Annotated in this window: 5 protein-coding genes and 1 riboswitch; all 5 genes read right to left on the bottom strand. The window is 38.9% G+C overall.

The window, feature by feature from the left end; translation table 11 throughout:
• Positions 1 to 19: 19 nt before the first annotated feature.
• The 5 genes from guaA to V7164_RS08695 all read right to left on the bottom strand — a co-directional run bounded on the left by guaA (position 20) and on the right by V7164_RS08695 (position 8365).
• Positions 20 to 1540 (bottom strand): glutamine-hydrolyzing GMP synthase, encoded by a 1521-nt coding sequence (gene guaA / locus V7164_RS08715; protein WP_335353911.1) that lies wholly within the window; start codon positions 1538 to 1540, stop codon positions 20 to 22.
• 201 nt (positions 1541 to 1741) lie between these two features.
• A riboswitch (purine riboswitch) is annotated at positions 1742 to 1843 on the bottom strand.
• 48 nt (positions 1844 to 1891) lie between these two features.
• The gene (locus V7164_RS08710; RefSeq protein ID WP_335353910.1) at positions 1892 to 4105 is read right to left on the bottom strand and encodes a transglutaminase domain-containing protein; all 2214 of its coding nucleotides are present in this window, start codon (positions 4103 to 4105) and stop codon (positions 1892 to 1894) included.
• Positions 4102 to 5316, bottom strand: a complete 1215-nt coding sequence (locus tag V7164_RS08705; protein WP_335345243.1) for a DUF58 domain-containing protein — start codon at positions 5314 to 5316, stop codon at positions 4102 to 4104. The genes V7164_RS08710 and V7164_RS08705 overlap by 4 nt, the downstream gene beginning before the upstream one ends.
• The gene (locus tag V7164_RS08700; RefSeq protein WP_335345242.1) at positions 5317 to 6273 is read right to left on the bottom strand and encodes an AAA family ATPase; all 957 of its coding nucleotides are present in this window, start codon (positions 6271 to 6273) and stop codon (positions 5317 to 5319) included.
• Between the two features lie 376 nt (positions 6274 to 6649).
• Complete coding sequence (locus tag V7164_RS08695; RefSeq protein WP_335353909.1) at positions 6650 to 8365, bottom strand: transglutaminase domain-containing protein; 1716 nt, start codon at positions 8363 to 8365, stop codon at positions 6650 to 6652.
• Between the last annotated feature and the right edge of the window lie 361 nt (positions 8366 to 8726).

The raw sequence follows: 8726 nt of genomic DNA, 5'->3' as shown, positions 1-8726 counted from the left end.
GAAGGCGCTTCCGCTTTTCCTACTCCCACTCAATTGTTGACGGCGGCTTGCTCGTAATGTCATACACAACCCGATTAACATGAGCTACTTCATTAACGATCCTTGAAGAAATAACTTCAAGAACATCCCAAGGAATTCTTGCCCAATCGGATGTCATGCCATCGATGGATGTAACTGCACGAATGCCGATTGTGTGATCATAGGTACGGGCATCTCCCATAACCCCAACACTTCGAATGTTAGGTAGGACAGTGAAGTACTGCCAAACATCACGATCTAGGCCAGCCTTCGCAATTTCCTCACGTAAAATATAGTCAGATTCCCTTACGATTTCAAGCTTGTCCTCTGAAATTTCACCTAAAACACGAATGCCTAAACCAGGACCTGGGAATGGCTGTCTCCAAACAATTTCATCTGGAATCCCAAGCTCTGTTCCTAAAGCGCGAACCTCATCTTTAAATAATGTATTAAGCGGCTCGATCAGCTTAAATTGCATATCTTCCGGAAGCCCGCCTACATTATGATGGGACTTGATTGTTTGCGCAGTCGCTGTACCACTTTCGATAATATCTGTATAAAGCGTACCTTGGGCTAAAAACTCAATGCCTTCAAGCTTGTCAGCCTCATCATCAAATACATAAATGAATTCATTTCCAATAATTTTACGTTTTTGCTCTGGGTCAGAAACACCTTTTAGCTTACTTAAGAAGCGCTCTTGAGCATCTACCTTAATTACGTTCATATGGAAGCCATCAGCAAATGTCTTCATGACACCTTCCGCTTCCCCTTTACGAAGCAACCCGTGGTCAACAAAAATACATGTTAGCTGATCGCCAATTGCTTTATGAATTAGAACAGCGACTACAGAAGAGTCCACGCCGCCACTTAACGCACAAAGTACTTTTTTGTTGCCAACCGTTTGACGGATTTTTTCCATTTCTACTTCAATAAAGTTCTCCATCGACCAGTCGCCTTTACATCCGCAAACACCAAATACAAAGTTTTTCAAAATGTCATTCCCATAAACAGAATGAAGAACTTCTGGGTGGAATTGAACAGCATACATGCGGCGCTCTTCATTGCTCATAGCCGCAATTGGACATGATGGATTTACACCATCTACTGTAAATCCTTCGGGAGCCTCTACAACTAAATCGCCATGGCTCATCCAAACCGTTTGGACTGAAGGAAGATTCGCAAAAAGCTTAGATTCATTTTCAATCTTCAGCTCAGCCTTGCCATACTCACGATTTTTTGCCTTCTCCACTTTTCCGCCTAAATGCATCGTCATTAACTGCATACCATAGCAAATTCCGAAAATCGGCAAGCCTAGGTCAAAGATTTTCTCATCACAGCGGAAAGCACCCTCTTCATATACGCTGTTCGGGCCACCTGAGAAAATAATACCTTTCGGGTTCAGTTCTTTAATTTCTTCAGCTGTAATCGTATGAGGGTGTAATTCACTATATACACCAAATTCTCTAATTCTACGTGTAATTAACTGGTTGTACTGGCTTCCAAAATCTAATACAACGATCATTTCTTGTCCTTCTAGTTTCGCTGTCAAGCTGTTCACCCCACAAATTTAATAAAATACCATTTATTATGAATAGTGTTCTCTATTACATAAAAAATAACGCAGATACATTTCATAAAACCACGCAAATAAAATAAAAAACCAGACTCTGCTCCCCCATTATTGGTGAAGGCAGACATTCTGGTAAAAAAATCCCTATAAAGGGATAGAAGAATCTGCCTTCATAGTCAAATCATTTACGGTGATTTGGTAGAAACTTTCGAACCATATTATCGAGGATATATGAAGGATTACATTCAATTATAATATTTCACAGATTAACGAACCTATTGTATCAACAGGTTAATTTTCCGGTCAAGCTATTGTTTTTTTAATTAAATTTTCCCACAATTCTTTCGTCTCTTCCCAGCTTCCTTCTGCTACTTCCCCTCGATAAATTAATTTCTCGTAACGGGAGGTAAGCTTGCTCATTTCACTAGTTGAATAGAAACGGTCCACATACTGAGCATAGTCTCTAAGGGTTTGCCCGTCTTTACGATACAGCCCATAGCGCTGCAATTCTCTTAATAGAAGCAAGTATGCCTTAGGGAAGTTTTCATCTTTTTTTGTCCATTTAAACCTTAAGGCTAAATAATAAGGAAGCCATTTGCCGCGTAAGCGATAAATAATTAGCAGCAATAAGGATAGGGCTAGAGCAGACCCCAGCAGCCACTTCCAAGTCTTTGCGAAAAATCCTTTCACAGATTGAGTAAGCTTCGTGAATGAAAAGGACGAAGCTGATTTTTCAGGATTGTCTTTTTCAATCTCAGGCTTTTCATTTTCTTCTGGTTTTGGCTGATTATCTGCAGTTTGGGTATTACTTTGTGACGACTGATCAAAATTAAATTGAACATTGTTAGAGAAGCCCTGTGTTGGTTCAAATTGAACCCATCCTATATTAGGGAAATACACTTCCACCCATGAATGGGCGTTATTATTTGTAACTTCAAAAATCCTGCGGCTATTTTCAGCGAGCCCCTTGTACTCACCCTCTGTATACCCTTTAACCCATCTTGCAGGAATACCGAGAGACCTTGCCATCACAACCATGGAAGTAGAGAAGTTATCACAATACCCTCTTTTTGTGTCAAATAAAAACTGGTCAACATAATCGTCATCAGCACCAGGGACAGCAACATTCTTCTGATCATAAACAAAGCCTGATTTTTTAAAATACGACTCTAACGCTCTTGCTTGTTCAAACCATGTGGTCTTGCCTTCGGTTATCTCCATGGCTAATTCTCGAACTCGCTGAGGAAGTTCATCAGGAAGCTGTGTATATCTTTCGATGAATGCATTATTTTGCGCATTGTTGATTTCGGAACTTGCATTCATGAGAGCAGTCACGCTATATTTCGGCACATCATAAATAACCGAATAGTTGTTGATTGACCCAGGTATTCCACCTAATAAAGTATGGATTTTTTCCGTATAATTCTCGATTTGAAAAGAACTATCAGGATGAAAGGGTGTTTCAATCCTCTTAATTCCTAAAGGATACACAATATGTTTATAATCCATTGACGCATTTATAAAGCTTATTTCTTCGACTTTATTTACACCATCATGATCGATAAACGAAGAAACAGGAACAACATCCTCTATACGAAAAGGTGTAACTTCCTCTCTAGGGCCAGCGGTAATCCATCCCTTACCTGTATACACATCTTTCGTCTCTACCTTCCAATATTGGCGTGATTCAATTTCTGCCCTAAACACAACCTGATTATCACCAATGAAAGGTCCTCCTAGCTGGGAATCATCCAAGCCATAGCCAATTTTCTGAATACCGCCTCTCTCATCCCCGCTGCCCTTTGCATACGATTTAATAAACGGAACTGGATCTGGCCAAATCGGATCAGCCTTTGGTGCAGCAAGACCAAAAGCAACACTAATAACAATCATGACAATTAAAGGAGTCAGCCATTTGCGAGAGAACTCTGCCCTTCCGTGAATAACTTCTTTATCCATAAGCCGATAAAAGGTCAGCGTCCCCATAATGACAAATCCCGAAATGACCGTTCTGACAATCGCCACTTCCGCTTCATAAGGAGTGAACGTATCAAGCACGGTAATATAAATTAATGTCATGAAAAAGAAGATAAAGATCTGCCTTTTCCTAATGAGCCAGTATTGAATTAAATAAGTCATTAACCAGAGGAGGATAAAAAATAGAAAGCTTTTAAAAAGATTACTTAAGCTAGATGTGTCCCTTTCTACAAGCAGCAATAAGCTCTTATAAAAATCCCCCAAAAAAACAGGTATCCAATCTAATCTAAAAAACGATCCTTCAAAATATAAGGAATGCAAAACATAGACCATTAACATCCATTTAATAAAACCGCTGATCAAAAAATGAGTACCTAAATAGGCCAATAGCAGTGACACGATACTGAAAAGGAGAAAAACCCATATATTCGATGTATCTGTTAGTTGCTCTAACGGTCTTAGCCACTCCCATAGCAGCAGGAAGCCAAATGTATATAGCAGAAAAGAAGCTAAATCCTTTTGGGCTTTTTGAGACTTCATGCCCGAGCCACCTCCGAAAAAACAGCCTTAAAGTTTCCGCTGTGAACTAAAACAACTCGCAGCCCTCTTGCATTAGCAGCTCCCTTAAGTGTAAGCTCATCCGGTAAAAGTGATTCCATTTCATTTTTCACGATAAATATCGTCACTAAGCCATTTTTTGAAACTAAAAGACCTGCTTTTTCAATTAAGCTTCTAGTCAATTGTGCAGTGATCAGCATGAGATTATTTTGCTGAAGCAAAAATCCCTCAGCCTCAAGGATACGATCTATTGGGACCGGACTATCATCTCTCACCTTCGCCAGATGATAGAATAATTGCATTTGCTGGCTTTCCCCGCCTCTTATGGGAAATGCGATTCTTTCAGAAGAAGAGGAAAGAAAACCAACCTGTGCTCCTTTTTGGAGAATAGCTCTAATAATAGAGGCTGAGAAAGAAACAATGGCTTCAAAACGTCCAGACGGCACACAATCCATAAGAATAAACACATCATGGGATTGCCTCTGCTCAAATTCCTTCGTCATAATATCATTTCGCTTTGCCGTTGCTTTCCAATTAATCCATGAAAATCGGTCCCCTGGCTGATACTCCCGTATTCCAATTGCCATGGACGTATCTCTTTGTACACGTTCCTTTGATGCTGTCAGTCCTTGATCAAAATGGTTTTCAAGCGGTCTGTAAATTAATTCTTCATATGCCGGGTACACCATGATTTTCTGATCTGTCTGTATGTGTATTTCTTTTTCAATTAAGCCGAGGGGGTCACCCGTTTTCACCCTTATGGACTGAAAATGATGCTCTCCCCTTGGCAGATCATTGATTTGATAGTCCCAATTGATTTCCTTTTTGAACCAGGGAAACAAGAAGGATTTAGTCCGATTCCTTTCTTGCGAATATCGGAGCTGCTCGCCGAGTTCATCCTCTATGACGATATAAAATAAGGGAAACGACATTTTCCTTTTCAGTGTAATCTCCACCTTTATGGACTCACCCGCATTATATTCCGTCTTTAAGAATACACGGGACACCTGTAAATGATGGAGACGATAGAAGGAAAGAAAAAGCGCATAAATGGCAAAAGGGACAAAGCTATAAAATAAAAACCAGCTGACAAACCCTCCCTGGAACATGGCATAGGAGAAGGTAACCAAAATTAAAAGGTACAAAGCAGCTAGCTTCCAAGCCTTCCTTACATTAGATAATAGGCGTTTCATCTACTTCACAAGCCTTTGTACCGGAACAGGAGTCCTTGCCATTACTCGATCCACTACTTCTTCAGCAGTAATGCCTTCGAACTTCGCCTCTGATTTTAAGATAATGCGATGAGCAAAAACAGCCTGTGCCAAGTATTGAACATCATCTGGAAGAACATAATCCCTTCCATATATAAAGGCATAGGCTTGCGCAGCCTTCATTAACGCAATAGACCCCCTTGGACTAACACCTAGATAAACACTTGAATGGGTTCTCGTACGGTTTGCCAGATCAACGATATAGCGTTTGATCGTTCCATCTACATGAACTTGTTTTACTTTTTCCTGTAAATCTCTTAATTCTATTAAATCAATAACCGGCTCAAGATCATCAATGGGTCTAGCCTTTTGTGCTCGGTTTAACACTTCCATTTCTTCCGTCATATCCGGATAGCCCATTTTCATTTTTAATAAAAATCGATCTAATTGAGCTTCCGGAAGAGCATAGGTTCCTTCGTATTCGATTGGGTTTTGAGTCGCCATAACGAAAAACGGCTTTTCAAGTGTATGTGTCACTCCGTCAATCGTCACACTGCTTTCTTCCATTCCCTCCAGTAAAGCTGACTGAGTTTTCGGTGAGGTACGATTGATTTCATCTGCCAAAATAATATTCCCCATGATCGGACCAGGTCTAAATTGAAACTCCATTTCCTTAGGATTATAAATAGAAACCCCTGTCACATCTGAAGGCAATAAATCAGGTGTGAATTGAATCCTTCTGAAATTCGCCCCGATCGATTTCGCAAGGGAACGTACCATCATCGTCTTTCCTACACCAGGTACATCCTCTAATAAAACATGCCCTTCCGCCAGCAAGGCAATTAAGCTTAATTCAGCAACTTCGCGTTTTCCAATCATAACCTTTTCAATATTCGCTAAAACTCTCTCTATCATAGGTTGCATGTGCTCACTAGTCATATATTTCCTCCTGTTGTGCGTCATTTCATTATTTATTAAGAAAAAACAATGCTACAAGCCTACCATTCTGCTTAAAAATCGCCATTCCTTTGTAATTTATTCGATAAATTATGTCAAATTCCTGTAATATTCTGCTAATCTTTAATTTGAAGAATAATCGCAAGCTTGATTAAAGAGTGATACATCTTCTATTTCTATATATTTAGTATAATACCTTTTCCAAAATACTGGGGTTTTTTTCTTATGGGAAATAAAGGGGAATAAAAAAACTTTGACTAGGAGAAGAAGAAAAGCTCCCTCGAAGAAACTGTTAGCCATTAAATTGAATAGAATCTCTGAAAACAAGATTCAGAGATTCCATTTACTCAAGAATAAATTAATAAGAAACACCTGTCCGTGTATGCGTTTTATTAAATTCCTCCATACTCGGATCAAAATAAGTGTCAGTAAATTTAGCAACAAATTGATTATCTTTTAAATAACCAGCACCCCATGTCGGGTCCATCGTCACCCAGCTTCCATCAATATTAGCTTCAACCCATGCATGCCTTGCAGGCCAAAATCCGCCGCGCGCCATTCCTTCTACAAATCTAGCTTCAATATTACTTGCTCTAAGAAGTGCAATCGTTAAGTAAGCATAATCTTGGCAAACCCCTGTTTTTAGCTCAAGAGTTTTTAATGCACTGTCATCCCATTCGAATTCATCATTCTTGTATTTCCCAACATCGTAGCTAATATTTTGGGCCACATAATCATAGATGGCTTTTGATTTTTCCCGGTCGGTACTTTTTCCTGTTATAAGCTCCTTTGCCAGTTCTTCGATTTGAGGGGCATCTGATTGAACGCCGCGGGAAGGGAGAAGATCCCGCTCATCTTTAAGGGCTTTTGATTCTACTTCGAACTGCGCAAAACCGAAGTATCGGAAGTAATCACTGTTCTTTTCTTTTATTTCAGGTACACTAACTGTCACTTCATATGTACCCGGACCAAATCGTAAATAAAAAGAGTCATCAAATGTAAAGTTTTTAATTGGGATTACATCTAAAGCTTCATCCTCGCCTTTTTTCGATGTAATGTAAATGTGCGTTGTTTTAGAAGCAAACTCAGCGTTCGGGTCAATGGAACCTTTAATGTTAAAAGTCCCTTCCGACTCTTCCCCGCCAAATAGAGGATACTCTAATGTAACTCCACGCTCCATATAAGTTTTAGAATACTCGATCGGCTTCATCGTCCGATTAGATTTGTTATCTATTAAAACCATTGTAGCCGTTTGGTAATAATTATCCCGCTCCTTATCAGGAACTAACACTTCAAGCTTATGTATCCCTTCACCATAAAACAAAGGAATATCATAGGAAAATCCCCCATTTTTAACAGGAATCACATGCTTCCATGTTTCAGAGTCCTTATTGAGCCTGAGCATGATTGTATCCTCGTCTTTCAAACTGCCCGCCTTCCCTTTTAACTGAAAGATTCCATCCTCTTCTACGAAGCTAGAATCCAAATTTAGGGCAAGCTCAACATCCTGACCAAATGGTGTATACGTAATATCCCGCTGAATTTCAGGATTTACATTATAAACTTCAAATTTGGCCGTATCATAATAATAATTTTCACGATCTGTACTAGGAAGCTGGACAGTTATTCGGTATTCGCCCTCTCCATTGAAGAAATGAATTTCCTGCTTAAATTTGCCGTCCTTAATTGGTGTGTAGTATCCATGCTTATTCCCTGCTCGTCCTTCTTCATCAGAATGGACCTTGATCCAAGCGTAATGAAATTTCAATAAGGAGTGCTTTTCGATCTCTCCTTCGACCATAACTTTCCCATTTACTGCAAATTTTTTATATTCAGGCTTCTTAAAAGTTGCACCGATCTCTTCACTGTAAGAAGTCAATTTTATCGGTTCAAGTTCAAATTCTTTATTTTTCTCCTCTGCCAGCTTTTCATATTTGTTATCTTGCTTTTGTTCCTGTTTTTTAGAAGCTTTTGTCTCTGAATCACTTGAACTAGCATTACTGCAAGCTGAAAGGATAAAGACGCAGCTTAACAAACATAATAAAAACGTAAAGAAATTTCTTTTCGCATTCATTTCTGTTCCTCCAAATTTATGTAATAAAGTAAAAAAACAAAATGGTTATATTCAGTTAAACTTACGTCTGGACTATAGTTTAGTTTCTGAGTATTAATTCCTCTTTTTTACATTATTAATATGACTAAAGGCTTATATAATAAAAAAACACACGAATGGCGTTTAAAACCAAAGTGTGTCAGAAGAAAGTTAGAACAATACTTAATGTTTTGTTGCAAATTATTTAACAAAGTCTTTACCCCTTATTCTTCCATTCATTTCATCTATAAAAAATCTCCTGCCATAAAAATCTATTACCCCTACTTTATTTTCAATATGACTAATGCCAACATAAGGGTATCTTAAACTTCCTATTAATTCT

The sequence above is a fragment of the Bacillus sp. JJ1474 genome (assembly GCF_036965225.1).
Lineage (GTDB): Bacteria > Bacillota > Bacilli > Bacillales > Cytobacillaceae > Cytobacillus.
This window is presented reverse-complemented; position numbering and strand designations above follow the sequence as displayed.